Annotated in this window: 17 protein-coding genes and 1 tRNA gene; 10 read left to right on the top strand and 8 right to left on the bottom strand. The window is 65.8% G+C overall.

Annotated elements, in window-relative coordinates; genetic code table 11:
• Window positions 1-234: 234 nt before the first annotated feature.
• Window positions 235-909: a glutathione S-transferase family protein gene (locus U1763_RS15525; RefSeq protein ID WP_056054264.1), complete on the top strand. Its 675-nt coding sequence runs from the start codon at window positions 235-237 to the stop codon at window positions 907-909.
• Window positions 896-1,243 (top strand): tRNA-binding protein, encoded by a 348-nt coding sequence (locus U1763_RS15520; RefSeq protein ID WP_332755912.1) that lies wholly within the window; start codon window positions 896-898, stop codon window positions 1,241-1,243. Before U1763_RS15525 ends, U1763_RS15520 begins: the two co-directional genes overlap by 14 nt.
• A 155-nt stretch (window positions 1,244-1,398) precedes the next feature.
• Here U1763_RS15520 and U1763_RS15515 read toward each other — a convergent pair whose 3' ends face one another.
• Window positions 1,399-2,073, bottom strand: coding sequence for a YiaD family glycine zipper/OmpA-like lipoprotein (locus tag U1763_RS15515; RefSeq protein WP_060526237.1), 675 nt, complete (start codon window positions 2,071-2,073; stop codon window positions 1,399-1,401).
• Between the two features lie 182 nt (window positions 2,074-2,255).
• On the opposite strand from U1763_RS15515, the gene U1763_RS15510 reads away from it, so the two are divergent.
• Window positions 2,256-3,557, top strand: a complete 1,302-nt coding sequence (locus tag U1763_RS15510) for a hemolysin family protein (protein WP_332755911.1) — start codon at window positions 2,256-2,258, stop codon at window positions 3,555-3,557.
• 501 nt (window positions 3,558-4,058) lie between these two features.
• Here U1763_RS15510 and U1763_RS15505 read toward each other — a convergent pair.
• The 3 genes from U1763_RS15505 to purD form a co-directional block, all read right to left on the bottom strand.
• Window positions 4,059-5,195 (bottom strand): MlaA family lipoprotein, encoded by a 1,137-nt coding sequence (locus U1763_RS15505; RefSeq protein WP_332755910.1) that lies wholly within the window; start codon window positions 5,193-5,195, stop codon window positions 4,059-4,061.
• A gap of 175 nt (window positions 5,196-5,370) precedes the next feature.
• Window positions 5,371-6,153 (bottom strand): helix-hairpin-helix domain-containing protein, encoded by a 783-nt coding sequence (locus U1763_RS15500; RefSeq protein WP_332755909.1) that lies wholly within the window; start codon window positions 6,151-6,153, stop codon window positions 5,371-5,373.
• Between the two features lie 197 nt (window positions 6,154-6,350).
• Complete coding sequence (purD, locus tag U1763_RS15495; RefSeq protein WP_332755908.1) at window positions 6,351-7,616, bottom strand: phosphoribosylamine--glycine ligase; 1,266 nt, start codon at window positions 7,614-7,616, stop codon at window positions 6,351-6,353.
• Here purD and xseA point away from each other — a divergent pair.
• The 4 genes from xseA (at window position 7,615) to U1763_RS15475 (ending at window position 13,390) form a co-directional block, all read left to right on the top strand.
• Window positions 7,615-9,051, top strand: coding sequence for an exodeoxyribonuclease VII large subunit (gene xseA, locus U1763_RS15490; RefSeq protein WP_443026929.1), 1,437 nt, complete (start codon window positions 7,615-7,617; stop codon window positions 9,049-9,051). The two genes, purD and xseA, sit on opposite strands and share 2 nt — an antisense overlap.
• A gap of 15 nt (window positions 9,052-9,066) precedes the next feature.
• Window positions 9,067-9,267 carry a DUF2093 domain-containing protein gene (locus tag U1763_RS15485; RefSeq protein WP_132897415.1) on the top strand — a complete coding sequence of 67 codons (201 nt, stop codon included), beginning with the start codon at window positions 9,067-9,069 and terminating at the stop codon, window positions 9,265-9,267.
• The gene (locus U1763_RS15480; protein WP_332755907.1) at window positions 9,264-10,106 is read left to right on the top strand and encodes a M23 family metallopeptidase; all 843 of its coding nucleotides are present in this window, start codon (window positions 9,264-9,266) and stop codon (window positions 10,104-10,106) included. Before U1763_RS15485 ends, U1763_RS15480 begins: the two co-directional genes overlap by 4 nt.
• 305 nt (window positions 10,107-10,411) lie before the next feature.
• A complete protein-coding gene (locus U1763_RS15475; protein ID WP_332755906.1) occupies window positions 10,412-13,390 on the top strand; it encodes a TonB-dependent receptor domain-containing protein in 2,979 nt (992 codons plus the stop codon).
• Between the two features lie 61 nt (window positions 13,391-13,451).
• Here the strand turns inward: U1763_RS15475 and clpB are convergent, their stop codons facing one another.
• Window positions 13,452-16,031 (bottom strand): ATP-dependent chaperone ClpB, encoded by a 2,580-nt coding sequence (clpB, locus tag U1763_RS15470; RefSeq protein ID WP_332755905.1) that lies wholly within the window; start codon window positions 16,029-16,031, stop codon window positions 13,452-13,454.
• Between the two features lie 316 nt (window positions 16,032-16,347).
• Window positions 16,348-16,422: transfer RNA gene (locus tag U1763_RS15465), tRNA-Thr, on the bottom strand.
• Window positions 16,423-16,511: 89 nt separating this feature from the next.
• On the opposite strand from U1763_RS15465, the gene U1763_RS15460 reads away from it, so the two are divergent.
• Entirely contained in the window at window positions 16,512-16,649 is a 138-nt protein-coding gene (locus tag U1763_RS15460) for a hypothetical protein (protein WP_332755904.1), read from the top strand.
• On the opposite strand, the gene U1763_RS15455 is transcribed toward U1763_RS15460, so the two are convergent.
• Window positions 16,642-18,450, bottom strand: coding sequence for an aminopeptidase P family protein (locus tag U1763_RS15455; protein ID WP_332755903.1), 1,809 nt, complete (start codon window positions 18,448-18,450; stop codon window positions 16,642-16,644). The two genes, U1763_RS15460 and U1763_RS15455, sit on opposite strands and share 8 nt — an antisense overlap.
• Before the next feature lie 502 nt (window positions 18,451-18,952).
• On the opposite strand from U1763_RS15455, the gene U1763_RS15450 reads away from it, so the two are divergent.
• Window positions 18,953-21,007 (top strand): S9 family peptidase, encoded by a 2,055-nt coding sequence (locus U1763_RS15450; RefSeq protein WP_332755902.1) that lies wholly within the window; start codon window positions 18,953-18,955, stop codon window positions 21,005-21,007.
• Complete coding sequence (locus tag U1763_RS15445) at window positions 21,004-21,447, top strand: acyl-CoA thioesterase (RefSeq protein ID WP_332755901.1); 444 nt, start codon at window positions 21,004-21,006, stop codon at window positions 21,445-21,447. The genes U1763_RS15450 and U1763_RS15445 overlap by 4 nt, the downstream gene beginning before the upstream one ends.
• Before the next feature lie 98 nt (window positions 21,448-21,545).
• Here U1763_RS15445 and ppc read toward each other — a convergent pair whose 3' ends face one another.
• Window positions 21,546-24,221, bottom strand: a complete 2,676-nt coding sequence (ppc, locus tag U1763_RS15440; protein ID WP_332755900.1) for a phosphoenolpyruvate carboxylase — start codon at window positions 24,219-24,221, stop codon at window positions 21,546-21,548.
• Window positions 24,222-24,353 lie beyond the last annotated feature (132 nt).

Genomic DNA, 24,353 nt, shown 5'->3' with positions numbered 1-24,353 from the left:
TTAGAGGGGTTCACGCGGAGACGCGGAGACGCGGAGGGGGGCGCCCGAAACGGGCCACTTGCACCCAAAGGCGCGTTGCAGAAATGAGTGCTTCGCGACGAGGGGAGCACCTCCGCGCTCTCTGCACCTCCGCGCTCTCTGCGCCTCCGCGCGAACAAATCTTATCGCCACAAACGCCACGCCACCCAACCCGCGCTAGTGACACAGCCGCCCCCCACCGCCTAAACGGATGGCATGTGGCAGCTTTATCAATTCCCCCTGTGTCCCTTCTCGCGAAAGGTGCGCCTGCTGCTGGGCGAGAAGGGGGTCGGCTACGAACTCGTCCGCGAATCGCCCTGGGATCGCCGCGACGAGTTCATGGACATGAACCCCGCCGGCCAGACCCCGGTGATGGTCGACGCGTCGCGCGGCGTCGCCCCGCTGATCGATTCGATGGCGATCTGCGAATTCTTCGAGGAAACCGTCGAGAAGGCGGCGATGATCAACGGCACCGCGACCAACCGCGCCGAGATCCGCCGGCTGGTCACGTGGTTCGACACGCATTTCTACCGCGACGTGACCGGACCGCTGCTCCACGAACGCATGGTCAAGCGCCTCGCCCACCGCACCGCGCCTGACGCCAAGGGGCTCCGTGAAGCGATGAAAGCCGCGGTCGGGCATCTCGATTATATGGACTACCTGCTCGATCACCGGAACTGGCTCGGCGGCGCGACGATGAGCCTCGCCGATCTCGCGGCGGCGGCGCAGATCTCGGTGACCGATTATCTCGGCGGGATCGACTGGAAGGGCCACGACCAGACCGCACGCTGGTATCGCGGCTTCAAGAGCCGCCCGAGCTTCCGCCCGCTGCTGTCCGAACGGATGGAGCTGATCTCACCCCCGGCGCACTACGACAATGTCGATTTCTGAGGTGATCACGTTCGCGGACTTCGAGAAGGTCGACATCCGCGTCGGCACGATCGTCGAGGCCGAGCCCTTCCCCGAAGCGCGCAAACCTGCGATCAAGCTGCGGATCGATTTTGGTGCGGAGATCGGCGTGAAACGCTCATCCGCGCAGATCACCGAGCATTATACGCCTGAGGCTTTGGTCGGCCGGCAGGTCGCCGCGGTGGTCAACTTCCCGCCGCGCCAGATCGGCCCGATGATGTCCGAAGTCCTGACGCTCGGCTTCCCCGATGCGGATGGGAAGGTCGTGCTGATTTCGTCGACCGGACCGGTCCCGAACGGTGGGCGGCTGTTCTAACCATCCCGTCATCCCCGCGGATGCGGGGACCCATACTGGCTAGCCTATCGGCTAGAACCGCTGACCGCCGAGAATATGGATCCCCGCCTACGCGGGGATGACGATGGTTGGGGCGGGGCGACGGACCAACAGCGCCCGCAGCCCCCTAAAGCCCCTTACTGGCGCATGTCGTTCTGCGAGATCGGCACGATCTTCACCTCGACGCGACGGTTAGCCGCCCGACCCGCATCGGTATCGTTCGACGCGATCGGCTGCGTCTTGCCATAGCCGCGCGTACCGATGCGTGCAGCCTGCACGCCGTGCCCCGACAGATAATCCGCGACCGAGCGCGCACGACGCTCCGACAGCGTCTGGTTGTACGCATCGCTGCCCGTCGAATCGGTGTGGCCGTACACGTCGACATAGGTCTGGTTGTACTGTGCGAGCGTGTCGGCAACCTGGTCGAGCGTGCGCTGGAACTGCGGCTGCACGTTCGCGCTGTCATACGCGAAGGTGATGCCCGACGGGATGTTGAGCACCAGATCGTCACCCTGGCGGATGACCTGCACGTCGGTGCCCGCGGTGCGCGCGCGCAGATCGCGCTCCTGCTTGTCCATGTACGCGCCGATGCCCGCACCCGCGAGACCGCCGATGCCCGCGCCGAGCAGCTTCTCGGTCCGGTCATGCCGTCCACCGACCACGTCGCCGAGCAGATAGCCGCCCAGCGCGCCACCTATACCGCCGAGCGCGGTCTTCGAGATCGTCTGGCGACCGGTCTCCGGATCGGTGGTGCAGCCGCTGGTGGCGATCAGTGCGGCGAGTGCGGCGCCTGCGAACATCTTGGTTTTCATAGATAATCTCCCTGGGACATGATGAGGACGGCGTTATGCCCGTTACGGCCGATAACCCAGTGTCGCGACGATTGTTCCGCCTGCGCACTGAACCGAGCCTGACCATCTTGGCGGCGTAATGTCGAGCATGTGCAAGGACGGTTGTGCGACGGGCCGTTGTCCTGCAAAGAGGCGGCGAGCCAATGGCACCGCTTCCCCCCTTCCCCTGGATCGACGTCGCGATCATCCTCGCGCTCGTCGCGTTGAACGGCGTGTTCGCGATGAGCGAACTCGCGATCGTCTCTGCACGCAAAGCGCGGCTCGAGGCGATGGCACGCCAAGGCAAGAAGGGCGCGCGCGCCGCGCTTGTGCTCGCGGCAGACCCGGGCAAGTTTCTCTCGACCGTCCAGATCGGCATCACGCTGATCGGCATCCTGGCGGGCGCCTATTCCGGCTCCAGCCTCGGTATGCCGACAGCCGCGCGGTTGCAGGCCTGGGGCCTGTCCGCCTCGACTGCCGAGACCGTCGGGTTCGCGATCGTCATCGGCCTGACGACCTATGCGTCGCTGATCATCGGCGAGCTGGTCCCCAAGCAGTTCGCGTTGCGGGCGCCCGAGGCGATCGCGTCGTTCATGGCGCCGGTGATGCGCTGGCTCGCGATCGGCACCGCGCCAATCGTGCTGGTACTCGATTCGACCAGCGCGCTGATATTCCGCGCGCTCCGCCTCAACCGTGAATCGGAAGAGCACGTCACCGCCGAAGAACTCCACATGATCGTCGCCGAGGCGTCGAAATCGGGAATCATCGAGGAGCATGAACGCTCGATCATCTCAGGCGTCGTTCGCCTCGCGGATCGCCCGGTCCGCGAAGTGATGACGCCGCGTACCGAGATCGACTGGCTAGACTGCGACTGGGGCCCCGACGAGATCCGCGAGACGCTGCTCGCGTCGCAGCACACCCGGCTGCCGGTGGGCGAAGGTTCGATCGACGCGGTCAAGGGCGTCGTCCAGGCACGCGACATCGCCGCCGCGCTGTTCCGCGGCGAACCGATCGACCTGCGTGCGTTGATGCGCAAGGCGCCGGTGGTGATCGACCAGATCGATGCGATGGACGCGTTGCTCGCGCTGCGCGAAGCCGAAGTGCCGATGGCGCTGATCCACGACGAATACGGCCATTTCGAAGGGATCGTCACGCCGGCCGATCTGCTCGCGGCGATCGCCGGCGAGTTCAAGTCGGACTCGGATCCGGACGATGCGCCTTCGGTCGTCGTGCGTGACGATGGCTCGTTGCTGGTGGCGGGGACAATGGCGGCGGATTCGCTCGCCGATCGCCTCGGCATCGACCTGCCTGAAGATCGTGATTACGCCACCGTTGCGGGGTTGGCGCTGTCGGTGTTCCGCCATCTGCCGGGTGAGGGCGAGAGCTTTGTCGAGCAGGGCTGGAAGTTCGAGATCGTCGATCTGGATGGACGGCGCATCGACAAGCTGCTGGTGAGCGAGGTCTGAGGACTCCGCCGGGCGTGGGTGCTTGGGCGAAGTTCAGATGCAAAACCGGCGTACAGATACTTCTGATCCGCTCCGCTCCGGCTGGCGAGACTTCCTAAGAACCGTCATCCCAGCGAAAGCTGGGATCTTCCCGTTTTGCGCGCGACGGATCCCAATTGGGAGACCCCAGCGTACGCTGGGGTGACGGGCTTTTGTGGTGACGGAGTACGGTACCTGAGGGGCGGATTGATGGTTTTCTCGCCGCCTGCTCGGTTCGCAGACCGTACTTATCCCCTTCCGTTCGTCCTGAGTAGCTGCTGAGCTTGTCGAAGCCGCGTATCGAAGGATGGGTGGGCGCTCGGAACCCATGCTTCGATACGAACCCTCGATACGCTCCTGACGGAGCTACTCGGTCTCTACTCAGCACGAACGGAGAGGGGGCGGTCGATATCGTGGTCTTGGTCCGCGGGCAGATCTCAGCTCAGCACGAACGGAAAGGGGATGGTAAGCCTCCGCTCTCGTTTACGGGTGAACCTCGGCCTCGGCCTTTGCGTCGACGGCTGGAGCCGCAACTCCGGGTTCACCAACGGCAGGCGCGCTGGAACTCTCCGCCGGTACTTCCGAAACCGGCTTAGCCCCCGGCTCCAGGTCACTCGGCACGAACGGCACGACACTCGGCGGTGGCCCGGACATGCCCGCAGGATCGCCCTCGACCCTCCCGTGGAGGTGGTCGATCTCCGCCTGTCGCCGGTTCAGGTAGAACGACCGCGTCGCCGCGTACGGATCGGGCGAATTGTCGTGCAGGTCCTTCAACGTCTGGTCGAACTCGGACCGGTGATCGAGCGCGCCGAGGATACCCGCCGGCACCGTGTACGACGTGCTGGTGAACGGATGACCGACGCCGACCGGCAGGATCAGGCGATCGACCGCGCCACCCAACAAGTCGCGGATCGTGGTCGGCCCGACGATCGGGAGGAACAGGAACGGGCCGTTCTTGACGCCGTAATAGCCGAGCGTGTTGGCGAACCCGTTCGAGCGTCGCGGCAGGTGGAACGGCTTGCGCTTGGCCATGTCGAGCACACCCGCCACGCCGATGGTCGTGTTGATCGCGAACCGCCCGACCGTCTCCGCCGCCTTGCCCGGCTTGAACTGCAACAGGAAGTTCAGGAAGACGATCGGCTCGCGCAGATTGTAGAGGAAATTGTGGATGCCGCGCCGGATCGGGCTCGGCACGTTGTTCTTGTAGGTCCGCGCGACCGGCCCGATCACGGCGTCATCGACCTTCTGCGTCACCGCGAACGACTCGGCGTTGACCGCGCGCAGCGGATCTCCCGCGGTCTCCTTGCGGCCTGTGACGACGATGTCCTTGGGAATGTCGTTGCTAGTCCGTTGGGCAGGGGTCCCCAACGGAGCGGGGCCGACCGGCGGAATGTCCTGCGTCGGCAGCCCCTGGGGGAGGATCTCGAACGCAGGAAGCGATGCGGTCAGGGCAAGCGGCGAAACCGCTATCGACGCGGCCGCCGGGAAGTCACTCGCGAAAGGCGACAGCATCGCGCCGGGTAGCGCCGCACTCGCCGCATCGCCGGGTAACGATATCGGCGCGGCCGTCACGTGAACGGGGGCAGCCGTCAACAGCATTGCGCTCATCGTTACCAGCATGTGCACTCATCGCCCTGTTATCCGCCGCTCTCCTACATCGAGATGCGGCGCGCCCGACATGCCCGTCGGCGCGCGTGGAGCATAGAGCCAATCGTCATTTCCGCCGAGGGTCGCGGTTAGCTGATCAGGCCCGCGGCACACCTTCGATGCACTGTCATGCGTCCGAGCGCGTGGCTCACAGCTTGCCGAACACAGCCTCGAACCCGGCCTTGTCGCCCGCCGCGAGTAGCCGCGCCTGTTCGATCCAGCGATCGCGGCCCATCCGTCCGGTGAAGTTGCCGAGTTGCGCGTCGATGCGCTGCGCTTCGCTCTCCGACAGCGCCGCCATCTGGCCGATCGTCGCAACGCCGAGCGCGCCGAGCTGCGCGGCGACCTTGGGGCCGAGTCCCTTCAATTGCGTGACGGGGTCGTCCGCATAGGATGGTGCCGGCTGTGTCGACTCGATGGGTGCGGATGCTGGTGCGATCGGGGCGGGTTCGAGGGGTGTCGGCGGCGCTATTTCGGTTGCTGGGCTGGCCTCCAGCGGCGCAGCCGCGGCGATCGGCTCGTCGGCCAAACGATCGGGTGTTGGCGCAACGTCAGAGTCCGGCGTGTCGGCGATCGGCGCAGGGGCAGTACGAACCGTGGGCGTGCGCTCGGGTTGGGGCTGGACCGGGGGCTGGACCTGGGGCGGCGTAACCGAGGCGACCTTCTGCGCCTGTACCTGGGACTGCGAGGCCGTGCGCGTTTCGGGTTCAGCGTCGATCGGCGTGGGGGGAACGCCGGCCTCCTTGGCGTTGGCGATCACGTCGTGCGTTGCCTTCGTGCGGCTGCGCTTGGCCCGGATGCCCCAGATCAGGCCGATCACCACGAGGATCGCCACCACGGCGATGATCGTGAAGTGGATCGCGGTCAGCGTGGCGATGCCGTCGGGCAGCAGGCTGAGACCCGAGGCGGAGGTCGCGGAAGTTTCGTTCATTCCCATACCGTAGCGCCGCGCGCTGCGGGCGGCGAGATCAAATCGGCTGGCTCGTACCTGACGATCCTCCCCCGCAAGGGGGAGGTGTCGCTGAAGGTGGCGGAGGGGGAGGTCACGGAACAGGGGTTTCGCTTTCCTCCCCCACCGTCTGGCAAGCGCCAGCCACCTCCCCCTGGCGGGGGAGGATCAGGACTGGATTACGCGCCGCGCGCGATCTCGCGCCAGCCGATATCGCGGCGGTAGAAGCCTTCCGCGAAATCGATCGCCTCGACCGCGCGGTAGGCGTTCGCCTGTGCCGTTGCGACATCGTCGCCGGTCGCGGTCACCGCGAGCACGCGACCGCCAGATGCGAACAGGCCGCCGTCCTCGATCCGGGTGCCTGCGTGGAACACGGTGCCGCCTGCCGCCCGCGCGGAATCCAGTCCGACGATCGACCCGCCCGCCTTGGGCGTACCCGGATAGCCGTCCGCCGCCATCACCACGGTCAGCGCGGTCTCGTCGCTGAACTTCGCCGCCGCCATTTCGCCGAGCCGCCCTTCGGCGGTCGCCAGCATCGTCGCCAACAGGTCACCCTGGAAGCGCATCATCAGCACCTGCGTCTCGGGATCTCCGAACCGCGCGTTGTACTCGATCAGTTTGGGGCCCTGTGGCGTCAGCATCAGCCCGGCGTACAGCACGCCCGAGAACGGAGCGCCCTCCGCCGCCATCGCCGCCACCGTCGGCGCGACGATCTCGTCGAGCGCGCGCTTCTCCAACGCTGGCGTCAGCACGAGCGCCGGGCTGTAAGCGCCCATCCCGCCGGTGTTCGGCCCGGTATCGCCTTCGCCGACGCGCTTGTGATCCTGCGCGGAGCCGAACGGCATTAGCGAGACGCCGTCGGTCAGCACGAACAGGCTCGCCTCCTCGCCCTCGAGGAATTCCTCGATCACCGCCTCGGCTTCTCCGTCGGCGAACAGCGCGTCGAGCGCAGCATCGGCTTCGGCGGCGCTGAACGCGATGACGACGCCCTTACCCGCGGCGAGACCGTCCGCCTTGATGACCACCGGCAGCGAGAAGGTGCGAGCGAGTGCGGCATCCGCCTCTTCGCGCGTTTTCACACGGACATAGCCCGCGGTCGGAATGCCTGCGCGAAGGCACAGGTCCTTGGTGAAGCCCTTCGACCCTTCCAGTTGCGCCGCCGCCTTCGACGGCCCGAACACAGGGATATCCGCGGCGCGCAAGCTATCGGCCAGCCCGTCAACGAGCGGCGCCTCGGGCCCGATCACGACCAGCCCGACCTCATGCTCGCGCACGAACGCGACGACGGCGGCGTGGTCCGTCGCATCCAGCGGCACGAGCGTCGCAAGCCGTGCGATCCCGGGGTTGCCCGGCGCGGCATACAGCGTATCGAGGCCGCGAGATTGCACCAGCTTCCACGCGAGCGCATGTTCGCGCCCCCCCGAGCCCAGCAGCAGGACGTTCATGCCCGATCCCTTTTCCGATGAATTGTCCAGCGACATGGTGGCAAACATGGGGCGGCTGGTAGCCGAGCCGGTCGCCGGCGACAACGCACTCGCCATGTCGGTCGGCGAACTCGCGTTCAAGCTGAAGCGGATGGTCGAGGGCGAGTTCGGCCATGTCCGGCTGCGCGGCGAGATCTCGGGCTGGAAGCGTGTCGCGTCGGGGCACTGCTATATGTCGCTCAAGGACGACCAGGCGGTCATAGACGGCGTCATCTGGAAGGGCAACGCGTCGAGCCTCGCCTTCGTCCCGCAGGACGGCATCGAGGTGATCGCGACCGGCAAGCTCACCACCTATCCCAGCCGCTCGAAATACCAGATCGTCATCGAGCGGATGGAGCTGGCGGGCGCGGGCGCCTTGATGGCGCTGCTCGAGAAGCTGAAGGCGAAGCTGGCGGGCGAGGGGTTGTTCGACGGTACGCAGAAAAAGCGGCTGCCGTTCATGCCGAAGGTCATCGGCGTCGTCACCTCGGGGACGGGCGCTGTGATCCGCGACATCCTCCACCGGCTCGAGGATCGCTGCCCGACGCACGTCATCGTCTGGCCGGTCAAGGTGCAGGGCGAGGGCTCCGCCGCCGAGATCGCCGCCGCCGTTCGCGGGTTCGACGCGATCGTCCCCGGCGGCCCGGTGCCGCGCCCCGACCTCGTCATCGTCGCGCGCGGCGGCGGCTCGGTCGAGGATCTGTGGTCGTTCAACGAGGAGATCGTCGTCCGCGCGGTCGCCGGGTGCACGATCCCGATCATCTCCGCCGTCGGGCACGAGACCGACACGACCTTGTGCGATTTCGCCGCCGACCTCCGCGCGCCGACGCCGACCGCCGCCGCCGAGATCGCGGTGCCCGTGCTCGCCGACCTGAGGCTGACGATCGACAGCCACCGCAACCGCACCGAACGCTGCGCGCGCCGTCATGTCGAGCGTGGTCGCGAACGCCTCGATGCGCTCGCCCGCCTGCTCCCGAAGCGCGACCAGTTGCTAGGCCCGCAGCGCCAGCGCGCGGACGATTTCGGCCAGCGCCTCGATCGCGGGCTGGAGCGTCGCCTGACCCTCGCGCGCGGCAGTCTCGACCGCTCCGGCGCCGCACTCCGTCCCGCCACGCTGGAGCGCAAACTCGAAGCGAAACGTGCGCAGCTCGATGCGACGTGGCGCCTCGTCCAGTCGCTCAACCCCGACGCGATCCTCGACCGCGGCTATGCCCGCGTCACCGCGCGGCCCGGCGGCGAGACGCTAGCGTCCGCCACGTCGGCGCGCGATGCTGTGACGCTGACGCTCCATTTCCGCGACGGCGTGGTGGATGCGGTCACCGACACCGGCCTTGAGCGCCCCGCCGCCAAAACCTATGCTGCTCCCAAGGCGAAGGCCGCGCCCGATGCGACGCCGCGCCAGCCCACCCTGCTGTAAAGAAGAGTTTTAGCAATGCTGATGTCCAACTCTGACCGCGCCGCGCGGCTGCACTATATGGCCAACGGTTTCCGCGTGCTCAGCCCCGGTGATCACGTGCCGTGCGCCGCGACCGGCCACCGTATCGCGCTCGAAGACCTGCGCTACTGGAGCGTCGCGCGCCAGGAAGCCTATTCCACCGCCGCCGCCGCCAGCGAAGCGATGGCGCCACGATGATCCGGGCGGTGGTGCTCGTCCTGCTGGCCGCGACCAGCGCCCCCGCCCAGCAAGCGCCGCCGCCAACTACCGCAACTGCGAGCCCCTTTCGCTGGACCGGCACGCTCAGCCAGGGCGGGCTGATCCTCGGGACCGCCCCCGCCGGAACGCGCACCGTCATGCTGAACGGCAAGCCGATCGCGCTGGCCCCCGACGGCCGCTTTCTCGCCGGCTTCGACCGCGACGCCGGCCCGCAGGCCATGCTGAGCGCGACACTTGCCGACGGACGCATGATCCAGCAGCCGCTGACGATCGCACCCCGAAGCTGGGACATCTCGCGGCTGTCCACCCTGCCCAAATATCCCGTTCCGGAAGCGGAATTCACGCGCATCCGCCCTGGCGAACTTGCCGAGATCAAGGCCGCACGACGAGGATCCGCAGTGTCCGACGGATGGCGGCAGACGTTCGCGTGGCCGGTGACGGGTCGGATCTCGACGCTGTTCGGGTCGCAACGCATCTACCGCAATGGCGAGGCGGGGTCCTATCATTCGGGGATCGACATCGCGCGCGAGACGGGCACGGTCGTGCGCGCGCCAGCCAATGGCGTCGTGATCCTGGCCGCAGATCACCCGTTCACGCTGGAGGGCAATCTGCTGATGATCGACCACGGCATGGGCCTCAACAGCGCGTTCCTGCACCTGTCACGCATCGACGTGAAACCCGGCAATCACGTGACAAAAGGGCAACCGATCGGCGCGGTCGGGATGACCGGCCGCGCCACCGGTCCGCATCTCCACTGGAGCCTGCGCTGGAACGACGCGAAACTCGATCCGCTGCTGGTGGCCGGCGAAATAGGGTAAGACGACGGGCTTACATTATTACAACTCCGACCGCGCGAAATTGCTATTATTACCGAGCGGAAAAAAAGAGGCAGCTTTCGTGTCATTTTTGACACTGGTTGCAACCAAAAATGAACGATGCGTCATGCCTGTCTTTACACGCTGGGCGCCCACCTGCATTCTTAACCCATGTCCTCGGCACGCTTGCAAAGCAGCAGTTGAGGTGTTTTCGCAGCCGATCGTCAGGGCGGTCGGTGCGCAATGCAAGGGGTTCAGTCTTGATTACCACGACACGATTTACGTCAAAGACACTGCTGCTTGCTGCAGTGACGCCATTAGCGCTGGTCCTGTCTACTGCGACTGGCTTTGCCCAGGACACGACGACCGCCGCAGACGCGCAAGCGGCTGCTCCAGCACCGCAGACGCCGCCAGCCGACGAAGCGTCGAATGGTCAGGACATCGTCGTTACCGGATCCCTGTTTCGCCAAACCGACAATGCTACGCCATCGCCGGTCACGACGCTGACGACTGCCAACCTCGACGCGCGTGGCATCAACACCGTGCAGGGCGCCATTCAGTCGCTCGCATCGAACAACGGTCCGGCGCTGACCAACTCGTTCACCGCGAACGGCGCATTTGCCGGTGGTGCGTCCGCGGTATCGTTGCGTGGCCTGTCGACCAACTCGACGCTCGTCCTGTTCGACGGCCTGCGCGCCGCCTATTATCCGCTCGCCGATGACGCGACGCGCAACTTCGTCGATCTGAACACGATCCCCGACGACATCGTCGAGCGGGTCGAGGTTCTCCGTGACGGTGCATCGTCCAGCTATGGTGCAGACGCCATCGCAGGCGTCGTCAACGTCATCACCAAGCGCTCGTTCAATGGCATCAGCGGCCGCGCCGAAGCGGGCATCAGCCAGCGTGGCGTCGCTGCCAACCAGCGTCTGACGCTGACCGCGGGCACCGGTGATCTCGATGCGAAAGGCTATAACGCGTATATCAGCGGCTTCTATTTCCGCAGCGAAGCCGTCTACAACCGCGATCTGGCATCTCCGTTTAATTCGGCGGATCAGCGCGGCGTTGGTACGGGTGGACCGAACAACATCGTCAACGGCATCGGCGCCGATGGTTTGCTTCCGAACAACGGCTCGGTCGCCGGTGCGAACTTCTTCGTCCGTCCGGCCAACGGCGCAACCGCGGTCGGCGGCTCGCAATTCCAGCTGCTGACCCCAGGCTGCCTCAACGGTACGCCGTATTCGACGACTGCCGCCGACCGCGCGCAGGCCAATAACGCTGCCGTCGCAAACGTCGTTTGCCAGCAGGACCTGGTCAACCAATATGGCGTAGTGGCACCGAACATCGAGCGCTTCGGTGGTTCGGCGCGGTTCACCGCCAAGGTCGGCGATGCCGCCGAAGCGTATATGGAAGTCAATTTCCAGCAATCCTCGTCGAGCTATAGCGGTGACCCGTCGGTCATTCGCGGCAATGCCCCGGCAGGTATCCTTTTCCCGCAATATTCGACGTCCTCGGCAGCGGCGCAATATGCTGCGGGTTCCGCGCCCCTGTCACTGCCGGTCTATGTCTGCCCACGCGGCACTGTGACCTGCACGGCGGCAAACGGGAGTCTCAACCCGAACAACCCCTTTGCTGCGCAGGGCCAGAACGCGCTGCTGATCGGCGCGCTGCCCGATACCGTCACCTTCAACGGGACGCGTAACCGGGTGTACCGTGCGGCTGCAGGCATCAAGGGTACGATTGCCGGCGACTGGAACTACCGGGTCGATGCGACCGCGATGCATAGCGATCTGCGTCGCACGCAGAAGGGCTATGTCTTCGTCCAGCACCTGCTCGATGTGATCAACGACGGCAGCTACAATTTCGTCAACCCTGCGCTCAACTCGCAGGCAACGCGCAGCTATCTGACGCCAGACAACATCAACGACTCCAGCTCGGACCTGTATCAGTTGCAGGCATCGGTCACCAAGGAGCTGTTCACGCTTCCGGGTGGTGCTGCACAGCTCGCCGTCGGCGGGTCGATTTTCTACGAGGCAATCGACGCACCATCCGCGAACGCCGATACGAATGGGCCAACGCAGCGATATTTCTCGATCAACGCGTTCGGCACCAGCGGCAATCGTACGGTTTCCTCGGCATTCACCGAATTGCAGCTGCCGATCGTCGATCAGTTCCTGGTCAACGCATCGGGCCGCTACGATCATTATTCGTCGGGCCAGAGCAACTTCTCGCCAAAGGTCGGCGCCAAGTTCACGCCGATCCGCCAGCTTGCGATCCGCGGTACATGGTCGCGCGGTTTCCGCATCCCGAGCTTCGGCGAGGCCAATGCATTGCCGACGACTGGCTATGTCACCAACAACGCGACGTTGTTCAGCGACGGGTATCTCGCGCAATATGGTTGCACCGTGGCGACGTTCGCTTCGTGCCCGACCTATATTCGTCAGGGCAGCTATGGTCAGACGACCCTGGCCAGCCAAAACCTGAAGCCCGAGAAGTCGCGGAGCTTTACGGCTGGCGTCGTGTTCGAGCCGATCCGTAACGTGTCGTTCACGGTCGACTTCTTCGACATCAAGAAGACGGGTGCGATTACCTCGCTGACCGCAGGCGATGCACTGGCCGCTTATTATTCGGGTCAGCCGATCCCCGAAGGGTTCACGGTGACGCCGGATGCCGTTGGCGTCGGTTTCGAGGGCGCTACGCCGCGGGTCGGGCTGGTGCAGTCGCAGTTGGTCAATGCCAACACGATCCATTCGCAGGGCATCGACATGGGCGGCAGCGCGCGGTTCGATATCAACGACAACATCCGCTACACGATCTCGGGTGAGGGCAGCATCCTGCTCGATCTCAGCACAACGTTCCCCGGCGGTCGCAAGGAAAAGTATGTCGGTACGCTCGGCAACTACAACCTGACGGCGGGCTCGGGGACGCCACGCTGGCGTGCGAACGTTACCAACACGATCGATATCCGCGATGAGTTCAGCCTCAGCGGCACGGTGAACTATGTTGCAGGATATAACCTGTCGGCAGAAGACCAGGGCGGCGTACGTGGCGATGGCGGCCTCGCGGTCGATTATCTGCCCGCAAACGTCGACGGTTACATCACTGTCGATATGGTCGGCACGGTCAAGGTAACCGACAAGTTCAGCTTCTACGTCAACGTGCTGAATATCCTGAACGATCTGCCGCCGATCGATCCGGCGACGTATGGCGCCTATCTCTACAACCCAGTGCAGGCGGGCGAGGGCATCTATGGCCGTCAGTTCCGCGCCGGCGTGAAGTTCGGCTTCTAAACCCGGGCGTTGCGGCAATCGAAAGGGGGCGGCGTCGCAGGACGCCGCCCCCTTCTTCGTATCAGGCGACCTGGAGCACCAGCTTGCCGTCGCCTTCGTCGACCTTGACGGTCGAGCCGTCCTTGACCTCGCCGCGCAGGATCATGTCGGCGAGCGGGTCTTGCAGATAGCGCTGCACCGCACGCTTCAACGGCCGCGCGCCGTACACCGGATCATAGCCGACCCGTCCGAGCCACGCTCTCGCCGCATCCGTCAGGTCGAGGACGATCTTGCGGTCGGCGAGCAGTTTGTCGACGCGGGATACCTGGATGTCGACGATCGGTGCCATGTGCGACTGGCCGAGGCGGTGGAACAGGATCACCTCGTCGAGCCGGTTGAGGAATTCGGGTCGGAAGTGCGACCGGACGATCTCCATCACCTGCGGCTCGACCGACGATACGTCGTCGCCCTCCGCCATGTTCGCGAGGTACTGGCTGCCGAGGTTCGACGTCAGGATGATCAGCGTGTTGCTGAAATCCACCGTGCGCCCCTGGCCGTCGGTCAGCCGCCCGTCGTCGAGCACCTGCAACAGCACGTTGAACACGTCGCCGTGGGCCTTCTCGACCTCGTCGAACAGGATCACCTGGTACGGACGCCTGCGCACCGCCTCGGTCAGCACGCCGCCTTCCTCGTATCCGACATAGCCCGGAGGCGCGCCGATCAGCCGCGCGACCGCGTGCTTCTCCATGAACTCGCTCATGTCGATGCGGACCATCGCGCTGGGATCGTCGAACAGGAACTCGGCGAGCGCCTTGGTTAGCTCGGTCTTGCCGACGCCGGTTGGCCCCAGGAACAAGAACGAGCCCAAGGGCCGGTTCGGATCCTGCAACCCCGCACGCGCCCGCCTGACTGCGGTAGAGACGGCCTTAACGGCATGCGCCTGACCGATCACGCGCTTGCCGATCGTCGCTTCCATCGCCAGCAGCTTGTCGCGCTCGCCCTGCAGCATCCGCTCGACCGGGATGCCGGTCCAGCGGCTGACCACGCCGGCGATATCGTCCGCGGTTACCTCCTCGCGCAGCATCGCGCCCTTGGTCGCCCCTGCCGCCTCGTCGAGCTGGCGCTGCAACCCCGGGATCGTACCGTAGGAAAGCTCGCCCGCCTTGGCGAGATCGCCCGAGCGCTGCGCCTGCTCCAGCTCGAGCCGTGCGGCATCGAGCTGTTCCTTGACCCGCGCCTCGGCGTTGATCTTGTCCTTCTCGCCCTTCCAGCGTGTCGTCAGTTCTGCGGATTGCTCCTCCAGATTGACGAGTTCGCCTTCCAGCGTGTCGAGGCGGTCGACCGACGCGTCGTCGGTCTCGCGCTTCAACGCTTCGCGTTCGATCTTGAGCTGGATGATCCGACGGTCGAGATTTTCGATCGCCTCGGGCTTCGACTCGACCTCCATGCGGATTCGCGACGCGGCCTCGTCCATCAGGTCGATCGCCTTGTCGGGCAGGAATCGGTCGGTGATGTAGCGGTTCGACAGTGTCGAGGCGGCGACGATCGCGCCGTCGGTGATCCGCACGCCGTGATGGAGTTCGTACTTCTCCTTCAGCCCGCGCAGGATCGAGATGGTGTCTTCGACGGTCGGTTCGCCGACCATCACCGGCTGGAACCGCCGCTGCAACGCCGGGTCCTTCTCGACATATTTGCGGTACTCGTCGAGCGTGGTGGCGCCGACGCAGTGCAGCTCGCCACGCGCCAGCGCGGGCTTGAGCAGGTTGCCCGCATCCATCGCGCCCTCGGATTTACCCGCGCCGATCAGCTGGTGCATCTCGTCGATGAACAGGATGATGTCGCCCTCGGCGGCCTTCACCTCGTCGAGCACGCCCTTCAGCCGCTCCTCGAACTCGCCGCGATATTTGGCACCCGCGATCAGCGAGCCGAGGTCGAGCGACATCAGCCGGCGATCCTTGAGCGTATCGGGGACGTCGCCATTGGCGATCCGGAGGGCGAGCCCTTCGGCGATTGCGGTCTTGCCGACGCCGGGTTCGCCGATCAGCGCCGGGTTGTTCTTCGTGCGGCGCGCGAGAATCTGGATCGTGCGACGGATCTCTTCGTCGCGGCCGATGACGGGATCGAGCTTGCCGTCGCGCGCCGCCTGGGTGAGGTCGCGCGCGAACTTCTTGAGCGCATCATAGCGATCCTCGGCGCCAGCGGTGTCGGCGGTGCGGCCCTGACGGACGGCGTTGATCGCAGTGTTGAGCCCCTCGGGCGTCACGCCGCCGGCCTTCAACGCCTTGCCCGCGGCGGTGTTGAGCGAGAGCGCGAGCGCGACCAGCAGGCGCTCGACGGTAACGAAACTGTCGCCCGCCTTGCTTGCGATCTGCTCGGCTTGGTCGAGGACGCGCACCGCGTCGTTGTCGATCCCCGGCGTGGTCTGCGCGCCCGAGCCCGACACGACCGGAATCTTGGCGAGCGCGAGATCGGTTTCCGACGTCGCGCGCTTGGCGTCGCCGCCCGCCGCTGCGATCAGCCCGGCGGCCATGCCCTGCTCGTCCTCCAGCAGCGCCTTCAACAGATGCTCGGGGGCGATGCGCTGATGGTTCATGCGGATCGCGACGGTCTGTGCGGATTGCAGGAAGCCCTTCGCGCGGTCGGTGAATTTGTCGATGTTCATGACGAATTCCTGTGGGATGGTTCGGTATCTGGCCAAAAGATGGTGTTGCATTTGAGCAACACAAGAGCTTTCGGGAGATGCTAGCACGTGCCATCGAACCGATACATAAAACCGGAGCGGCCTACCCTGGAGGCGTGCCGTGCTTACGTGGCGACAAGGTCGGGGTTAGCCAGGAACGCTAAAAACGCTCGCGCGAGCGGCATTTCTGCCGGTGGCGGGCTCCAAATGCCGAACTTACGAGCATGGAGTGATAGGGTGACGATTCTCTCCGCAGGGTGCTCGTTGGGCGCCCGCTGCGGGAGAGAAGTCAAAAAACTGGTGCTGCCGGTGAGGATTGAACTCACGACCTCAGCCTTACCAAGGATGCGCTCTACCACTGAGCTACGGCAGCACTCGTCGGCATCGCTGCCGGCGGAGTGGGGCTAAGAGACGAGGGCGGGATGATTGTCAAGGCACCGCGCCGCAATGTAGGGCATATTTATGGACGATCGGGATCGGAGGGCGGCGGAGAAGGCCGAGCGCATGGCGGCTGCGCTGCGCGAGAATCTGCGGCGGCGGAAGGCGCAGGCGCGGGCCGTTGGCGCCGCGCCTGCGACCAAGGACGAGCCGTCTAGCTGAGGGGTGCGCATTTGGCGGTGAGCCAGGCGCGATCCTCCGCGTCGGTCATTTCCGGGGTGAGGACCGCCAGCACCTGCGCGTGATAATCGTCGACCCATTGGCGCTCTGCCGCGGTCAGCAGCGTCGGCTCGATCAGCGAGCGTTCGATCGGGCAGAAGGTGAGCGTTTCGAAACCGAGCATTGCGCGGTCGGCGCCGGGGATCTCGCGCGGTTCGATCAGGATGAGGTTCTCGATGCGGATGCCGTATTCGCCGGCCTTGTAATAGCCGGGCTCGTTCGAGAGCATCATGCCGGCGCGCAGCGGCTCCATCGCCGCGCCGCCGGGGTAGTTTGGCGCGGCGATCCGCTGCGGGCCTTCGTGGACCGCGAGATACGCACCGACGCCGTGGCCGGTGCCGTGGCCGAAATCGAGGCCGGCTTCCCAGAGCGGACGGCGGGCGAAGGCGTCGATCTGGCCGCCCATCGTGCCGTCGGGGAAAACCGCGGTGGCGATGCCGATATGGCCCTTGAGGACACGCGTGAAACGGTCGCGCATCTCTTCGGTCGGTTCGCCGATCGGCATGACGCGGGTGACGTCGGTGGTGCCGTCCGAGTACTGGCCGCCGGAATCGATCAAATAGAGCTGGCCGGGTTCGATCGGCGCGCTCGATTCTTCCGTGACGTGGTAGTGCGGGATCGCACCGTGCGGGCCGGTGGCGGAGATCGTGTCGAACGAGGTGTCCTTCAGGACGCCGGTCTGTTCGCGGAAGGCGAGCAGCTTGGCGGCGGCGCTGAGTTCGGTCTGGCCGCCCTTCACGCATTCGGTTTCGACCCAGCGGAGGAAGCGCGCGAGTGCGGCGCCGTCGCGGGCGGAGGCAGCACGGTGGCCGCTTATCTCGACCGGGTTCTTGATGGCTTTTGCGAGGACGACTGGGTCGCGCAGGGGGAGGATCTTGGCGCCGCCGGCCTGGAGTGCCTGCGTGATCGCCGCGACTGCTCGCTCAGGGTCGGCGGCGACGCGCTTGCCGGCATAGGTGGCGAGGGTCGCGGCGAAGGCGGCGCGGTCGTGGAGGCGGACCGCGTTGCCGAGATGTTGACGGACGGTGTCGTCGAGCTTGTCTGGGGCGACGAACAGGTCGGTGGTGCCGTCCGCGCCGACGATCGCGTAGGATAGCGCTACGGGGGTGTGGTCGACGTCGTCGCCGCGGATGTTGAGCGCCCAGGCGATGGAGTCGAGTGCGGTGAGGACGACCGCGTCCGCGTTCTGTTCGGAGAGCCAGTCGGCGATCTTGGCACGCTTTTCGGCGGAGGAGGCGCCGGTGAACTGGTCGGGCTGGACGGTCAGCTTGGCGGGGGAGGGGGCGGGGCGGTCGGTCCAGATCGCGTCGATGGGGTTGGTGTCTACCGCTACCAGTGTCACGTCACGTTCGGCCAGGGCTGTGGTGGCTTCCGCGACCCAAATTCCGGTGTGGAGCCACGGGTCGTAGCCGATCCGGCCGCCTTCGGGGGCGTGCCTGGCGAGGCAGGCGGCGGGGCTGGTCTGGGGGACGTCGGCATAGTCCCACTGCGCGCCGTCGACCTGTTCGCGGACCTGGATCGTGTAGCGGCCGTCGATGAAGATCGCCGCGCGGTCGGCGAGGACGACCGCGGTGCCGGCCGAGCCGCCGAAGCCGGTTAGCCAGCCGAGGCGCTGCGCATAGCCGCCGACATATTCGCTCATGTGTTCATCGGTGAGCGGGATGACGAAACCGTCGAGATTATCGGTGGTTAGCTGGGCGCGGAGGGCCACGAGGCGGTCGGCTAAGCGGGCGGTCGGGGTCATCGGTTCGGTCTCTCGTCAAAAGTGAAGTATAGAAAGTGCAGACGCTGGCGAGGTTTCAATACTTGCCCCTGGTGGGCGTGGGGGACGGGCGCGACGGTATGGGTATGGGCGCGGATTGGCGGTCATGGTCATGCCGGGGGTTGTGACAGAAAGCTGATGTGTAGGACAGCGGGTGCGGGCGGGGGAGCTTCGTCGGGTGGCTTTCTCGCAGGGCTGACGAACCACATTTACGGCCCCCTTGTTCTCCCGCGAAGGCGGGAGCCCAGACTGGGTCCCCGCCTTCGCGGGGAAACAGAGTTAGGGGCGCCACCGAAGTTTTGTACCACCCCGGCGAAGGCCGGGGCCCAATTGGGGGACGGCAATAACGGAGGATTGCGCGCAGTTAGTGCAACCTTTCCAATTGGGCCCCGGCCTTCGCCGGGGTGGTGTTGGCTGGGTCGGCCGTCACGCCTGCAACGCCGCAGCGTTTGGCTTCCACCCTCCGCACGGCTAACACACCGGGATGACCACGCCCCCCATCGCCGAACAGCGCTCGCACAGCTTCACCACGCATGGCGTGACGATCGAGGATCCCTATGCGTGGCTGAAGGATCCGAACTATCCGGAGGTCGATGACGCCGATGTGCTGGCGTATCTCGCTGCCGAGAATGTGTATTTCGAAGAGCAGATGGCGCCGCATACCGCGCTGGTCGACACGATCTACGAAGAGATGAAGGCGCGCATCAAGGAGGATGAATCCTCGGTGCCGCAGAAGGATGGCGACTGGCTCTACTGGACCGCGTACGAGACCGGCGGGCAGTACAAGAAATGGTGGCGCAAGCCGGTCGCGGGTGGTGACGACGAGTTGTTGCTCGACGAGCCGGCGCTGGCGGAGGGGCACGAGTATTTCCGGCTCGGGGCGTTCTCGATCAGCAATGACGGGCGCTATCTCGCCTATGCGATCGACGATAACGGGAGCGAGCGGTTCGAGGTTCGGGTCAAGGACCTGGATACCGGCGAGCACCTGCCCGACGTGATCCCGGGGATGCTCAGCGAGATCGTCTGGACCGCGGACGATGCGGGCTTCCTGTACGGGCTGGCGAACGAGCAGTGGCGGACCGACAATGCGCGGTTCCACCGGTTGGGGACGCCGATCTCCGAGGACGTCGTGCTGTTCCACGAGGAGGACGAAGGCTTTCGCGTCGGGGTCGGCGAGACGAGTTCGCGGAAATGGATCGTGATCGCGACGAGCGATCATGTGACGAGCGAGCTGTACCTGCTGCCCGCGCATGAGCCTCTGGCGGTGCCGATCCTCGTTTCGGCTCGGAAGGTGGGCCGCGAATATGATGTGGACGAGCATGACGGGACGCTGTTCATCCATACCAACGACGTCGATCCGAATTTTCGGCTGTGCACTGCGCTGGTTGAGGAGCCGGATGCATGGAGCGAGCTGATCCCGGCCTCGCCGCATTTCTATATGACGGGCGTGGAGTGTTATCAGGACTTCTTCGTGGTCGATGGGCGCGAGGACGGTCTCGATCAGATCGCGATCCACCGATACGAGACGCCGACCGAGGGCAAGCGGATCGACTTCCCAGAGGCGAGCTATGTCGCGGGGCTGGGGGATAATCCCGAATACGACATGACGGTGCTGCGGCTTGGGTATGAGTCGATGGTCACGCCGGGGACGGTGTACGACTACGACGTCGATACCGGCGAGCGGACGATGCTCAAGGTGCAGGAGATCCCGAGCGGCTATGACGCCGCGAAATACGCGACCGAGCGGCTGAAGATCGTTGCGCGGGACGGGACGGAGATCCCGGTCTCGATCGTGTATCCGGCGGGGTTCGTGCGCGATGGGTCGGCGCCTTTGTTCCTCTATGCGTATGGCGCGTACGGCTATGCGATCCCGCCGGGCTTCTCGACGGGGCGGATGAGCCTGCTCGATCGCGGGTTCGCCTATGCGATCGCGCATATCCGGGGTGGCGACGATCTGGGTCAGCAATGGTATCTGGATGGCAAGCTGGAGAAGCGCGCGAACACGTTTAACGATTTCGTCGATGTGGCGAAGGCGCTGGTCGACGCGCAGTGGACGTCGGCGGGGAAGATCGCGATCGCGGGGCGGTCCGCTGGCGGCGAGCTGATGGGGGCGGTGGTCAATTCCGATCCCGAGCTTTGGGGCGCGGTGATCGCCGACGTGCCGTTCGTTGACGTGCTGAACACGATGCTGGACGAGACCCTGCCGCTGACGCCGGGCGAGTGGCCGGAGTGGGGCAATCCGATCGAGGATGAGGCTGCGTTCAAGCTGATCCAGTCGTATTCGCCGTACGACAACGTCAAGGCGCAGGCTTATCCGCCGATGTTCATCAGCGGCGGGCTGAACGATCCTCGGGTGACCTATTGGGAGCCGGCGAAGTGGGCGGCCAAGCTGCGGTTGATGAAGACCGACGACAATGTGCTGTTGCTCAAGACCAACATGGGCGCGGGGCATGGCGGCAAGTCGGGGCGGTTCGAATCGCTGCGTGAGGGTGCGGAGGAACACGCGTTCGTGCTGTGGCAGCTGGGCGTCGCGGGGTGAGCCGGTTCACGCTCTCGATCACGGCGCAGGACGCGGATATCGACGAGCTTGGGCATGTGAACAATGTGGTCTGGGTGCAGTGGATCCAGGCCATCGCGACGGCGCATTGGGAGGCGGTGGCGCCGGCCGAGCATAAGCTGGCCTATGTGTGGGTCGTGACGCGGCATGAGATCGATTACCGCGGGAGTGTTGTCGCGGGGGAGACGGTTGTCGGGGAGACTTGGGTCGAGGGGGCGCCTAAGGGGGCTCGGTTCGATCGGCATGTGCGGTTTGTCGGGGATGATGGGCGGGTGAAGCTGGAGGCGGTTACGACCTGGGCTTTGCTGGATCGGGGGACCGGGCGGTTGATGCGGGTGCGCGAGGATGTTGCTGCGCCGTTTTACGATGGTCCCTCTCCCCTGCGGGGAGAGGGAGGGAGCGACGCAGGAGCGGAAGGGTGAGGGGTGTGAGGCTCGGGACGTTCATCCCAACGCCCCTCTCCCTTCCCACCGCAAGCGCGGCGGGCCCCTTCCCTCTCCCCGGAGGGGCGAGGGAGTTTTTAGCCGCTGTTTCTCAGGGCGGTGGCGATGGCGTTGATGGATAGGAGGATGCCTTCGCCGATGCGGGGGTCGTCCTCGCCTGCTCGGCGGCGTTTTATGAGTTCGATCTGGAGGAGGTTTAGCGGCTCGATGTAGGGGAGGCGGAGGCGGATCGAGGCGTCCAGCGCGGGGTGCTTTTCGAGCAGGCGGGACTGGCCCGTTACCGTGAGAAGTCCGTCGTGGGTCTGGTGCCAGCCGTCGCGGATCGTGGTGAAGATTTCGCGGAGCTTGTCGTCCTCGACCAGCCCGGCATAGCGTTCGGCGATGCCGATGTCGGACTTGGCTAGCACCATCTCCAGGTTCGCCAGCGCGGAGGCGAAGAGCGGCCAGCCTTGCGCCATGTCCTTCAACAGCGCCTTGTCCTCGAAATCGGCGATCGCGCGGCCTACCCCGTACCAGCCGGGGAGCATGACGCGCGCCTGCGCCCAGCTGAATACCCAGGGGATCGCGCGGAGGTCTTCGATGCGGTCGGACTTGGTGCGGCTGGCGGGGCGGCTGCCGATCTTGAGGCCGGCGATCTCGGCGATCGGGGTCATCTGGCGGAAGAAGGTGCGGAAGCCCTCCGTACCGTAGACCAGGTCGCGGTAGCTGTGGAACGCGGTGTCGCTGAGCGTGTCCATTGCCGCCGAGAAGCTGGCGTTGTCGGCGTTGGAGAGGCGTTCGGGTTCGAGGCTTGCGAGCAGCGTGGCCGAGGCGATCGCCTCCAGGTTGGTCATCGCGGCATCTCTCGTACCGTATTTGGCGGCGATGACTTCGCCCTGCTCGGTGATGCGGATGCGGCCCTGGACGGTGCCCGGGGGTTGCGCGCGGATCGCGCGGAAGGCCGAGCCGCCGCCACGCCCGACTGCGCCGCCGCGCCCGTGGAACAGCTGCATGCCGACGCCGGCCTTCGCGAACACCGGCTTCAATGCGGTCGACGCTTTCGAGAGCTGCCAGGTGGATGTGAGGTACCCGCCGTCCTTGTTGCTGTCCGAATAGCCGATCATCACTTCCTGATGGCCGCGCGCCTTAGAGATCGTCGCGATCTCGGGGAGTGCGAACCAGGCGGTCATGACGGCGGGGGCGGCTTCGAGATCGCCGATCGTCTCGAACAAGGGGACGGCCATGATCGCTGCGGACGGCGTGTCGCCGGGGCGGTAGAGGCCGACTTCCTTGAGGAGAAGGTTCACCTCGAGCAGGTCGCTGACCGACTGCGCCATCGAGACGATGTAGTTGGTTATGCAGGCAGGGCCGTAGGCGGCCTGCGCGTCGGCGGCGGCCTGGACGATCGCGAGTTCGCCGGCGGTTTCTTCGGAATATTCGGCGAAGCGCGAGGTGAGGGGGCGGGCGTTGGCAAGCTCGCGGCGGAGCAGCGCGACGCGGGCGTCCTCGTCGAGCGCGAGGTAATTGTCCTCGACGCCGGCGACTTTCAGCAGTTCGGCGACGACGCGTTCGTGGACCGCGCTGTTCTGGCGGAGGTCCAAGGTGGCGAGGTGGAAGCCGAATGTCTCGACCGCGCGGATCAGCCGGCCGAGCGCGCCGCCGGTCTTCAGCGCGATGCCAAGGCCATGCGCGAGCGTGACGAGGTCGGCGCGGAAGTCGGCAGGGTTGGCATAGGGCTCGCCGACGAGACGGCCGGGGCGGGGGGCGTGCTTCCCCGTGAGCGCGTCGTGCGTCGCGGACAGCCGGGCGTAGATGCCGGAGAGCGCACGGCGATAGGGCTCGTCGCTGCGGCTGGCGGCATCGTCGCCACTGGCGTCGGCGAGCGCCTGCACCGCGGCATCGGCGGGGGCGTGCTCGGTCGAGATCGAGAGTTCGGCGCCGAGTGCGTGGACCGCGTCGCAGTAGTAGCCGAGCACGGCCTCACTCGCCTTCGCCAGCGCGGTCTTGAGCGAGTCGGCGGTGACATAGGGGTTGCCGTCGCGGTCGCCGCCGATCCAGCTGCCGGGGCGCAGGAAGCTGGGCGTGCGTTCGCCGAGGGCGCGGTCCCAGCGCTGGTAGAGCGCGGGCAATGTGGGAAGGAACACGTCTCGCAGGTAGCTGAGCGCGGTGTCGACTTCGTCGGTGACGTAGAGGCGGTCGCGGCGCAGGACGCGGGTTTGCCAGAGCAGCGCGATCTGGCGGAGGATCGCGTCGTCGACGCTGTCGCCATCCGGCGTGGTGTCGCGGCCGAGATCGCGCAGGCCCATCAGTTCGGCAATGCGGTTGCGGTGGTCGATCATGCTCTTGCGGCGGACTTCGGTCGGGTGCGCGGTGAGGACGGGGGCGATCAGCGCGTGGTCGAGCAGCGTGCGGATCTGGGCGCGGTCGATGCCTTCGGATTCGAGCTGGGCGATCGCGGAGGCGAGGTCGGCGCCGTCTTCCGCGGCGATGCCCTGGCGGTCCTCGGCGAGATTGGCGAGCATCGAGAAGAGCATGAAGCCGCGGACGAAGTCGAGCGTCTCGTCGAGGCTCAGTTTTTCGAGGCTGAGATCGACCGCGCGATCGTCGCCCGGCTTGCCTTCGGAAGCGTCGCGGTGGCGCTCGACCGACGCCTTGCGGATCGTCTCGGTGGCCGCGAACAGACGCTCGCCGCCATAGGCGCGGATGACGTCGCCGAGCAGTTTGCCGAGGAAGCGGATGTCGGAATTGTTCGCGATTGCGGGGAGGCTAGCCATGGTTGCTTGCTGCGCTGCGGCAGGGTTCAGGTCAACCGCGAATGGGTGACGTAAGGCGCGAAATCGAATGCATAGCACGCGTGTGGCGAAATAATATTATTGTTATCAGGCATCCCGGCGCGCCCGTGCTGA

This window comes from Sphingomonas sorbitolis (genome assembly GCF_036663875.1).
In the GTDB taxonomy this organism is placed as follows: domain Bacteria; phylum Pseudomonadota; class Alphaproteobacteria; order Sphingomonadales; family Sphingomonadaceae; genus Sphingomonas.
The sequence above is the reverse complement of the archived record's forward strand: the minus strand, read 5'-3'. Positions and strand labels throughout refer to the sequence as shown.

Coding starts and splice junctions, on each gene's coding strand:
- U1763_RS15510 (WP_332755911.1), top strand. CDS start 2,256: ATGGCACCGCTTCCCCCCTTCCCCTGGATCGACGTCGCGATCATCCTC.
- xseA (WP_443026929.1), top strand. CDS start 7,615: ATGCCCGATCCCTTTTCCGATGAATTGTCCAGCGACATGGTGGCAAAC.
- clpB (WP_332755905.1), bottom strand. CDS start 16,031: ATGAACATCGACAAATTCACCGACCGCGCGAAGGGCTTCCTGCAATCC.
- purD (WP_332755908.1), bottom strand. CDS start 7,616: ATGAACGTCCTGCTGCTGGGCTCGGGGGGGCGCGAACATGCGCTCGCG.
- U1763_RS15520 (WP_332755912.1), top strand. CDS start 896: ATGTCGATTTCTGAGGTGATCACGTTCGCGGACTTCGAGAAGGTCGAC.
- U1763_RS15525 (WP_056054264.1), top strand. CDS start 235: ATGTGGCAGCTTTATCAATTCCCCCTGTGTCCCTTCTCGCGAAAGGTG.
- U1763_RS15480 (WP_332755907.1), top strand. CDS start 9,264: ATGATCCGGGCGGTGGTGCTCGTCCTGCTGGCCGCGACCAGCGCCCCC.
- U1763_RS15460 (WP_332755904.1), top strand. CDS start 16,512: ATGGACGATCGGGATCGGAGGGCGGCGGAGAAGGCCGAGCGCATGGCG.
- U1763_RS15515 (WP_060526237.1), bottom strand. CDS start 2,073: ATGAAAACCAAGATGTTCGCAGGCGCCGCACTCGCCGCACTGATCGCC.
- U1763_RS15450 (WP_332755902.1), top strand. CDS start 18,953: ATGACCACGCCCCCCATCGCCGAACAGCGCTCGCACAGCTTCACCACG.
- U1763_RS15505 (WP_332755910.1), bottom strand. CDS start 5,195: ATGCTGGTAACGATGAGCGCAATGCTGTTGACGGCTGCCCCCGTTCAC.
- U1763_RS15455 (WP_332755903.1), bottom strand. CDS start 18,450: ATGACCCCGACCGCCCGCTTAGCCGACCGCCTCGTGGCCCTCCGCGCC.
- ppc (WP_332755900.1), bottom strand. CDS start 24,221: ATGGCTAGCCTCCCCGCAATCGCGAACAATTCCGACATCCGCTTCCTC.
- U1763_RS15485 (WP_132897415.1), top strand. CDS start 9,067: ATGCTGATGTCCAACTCTGACCGCGCCGCGCGGCTGCACTATATGGCC.
- U1763_RS15500 (WP_332755909.1), bottom strand. CDS start 6,153: ATGAACGAAACTTCCGCGACCTCCGCCTCGGGTCTCAGCCTGCTGCCC.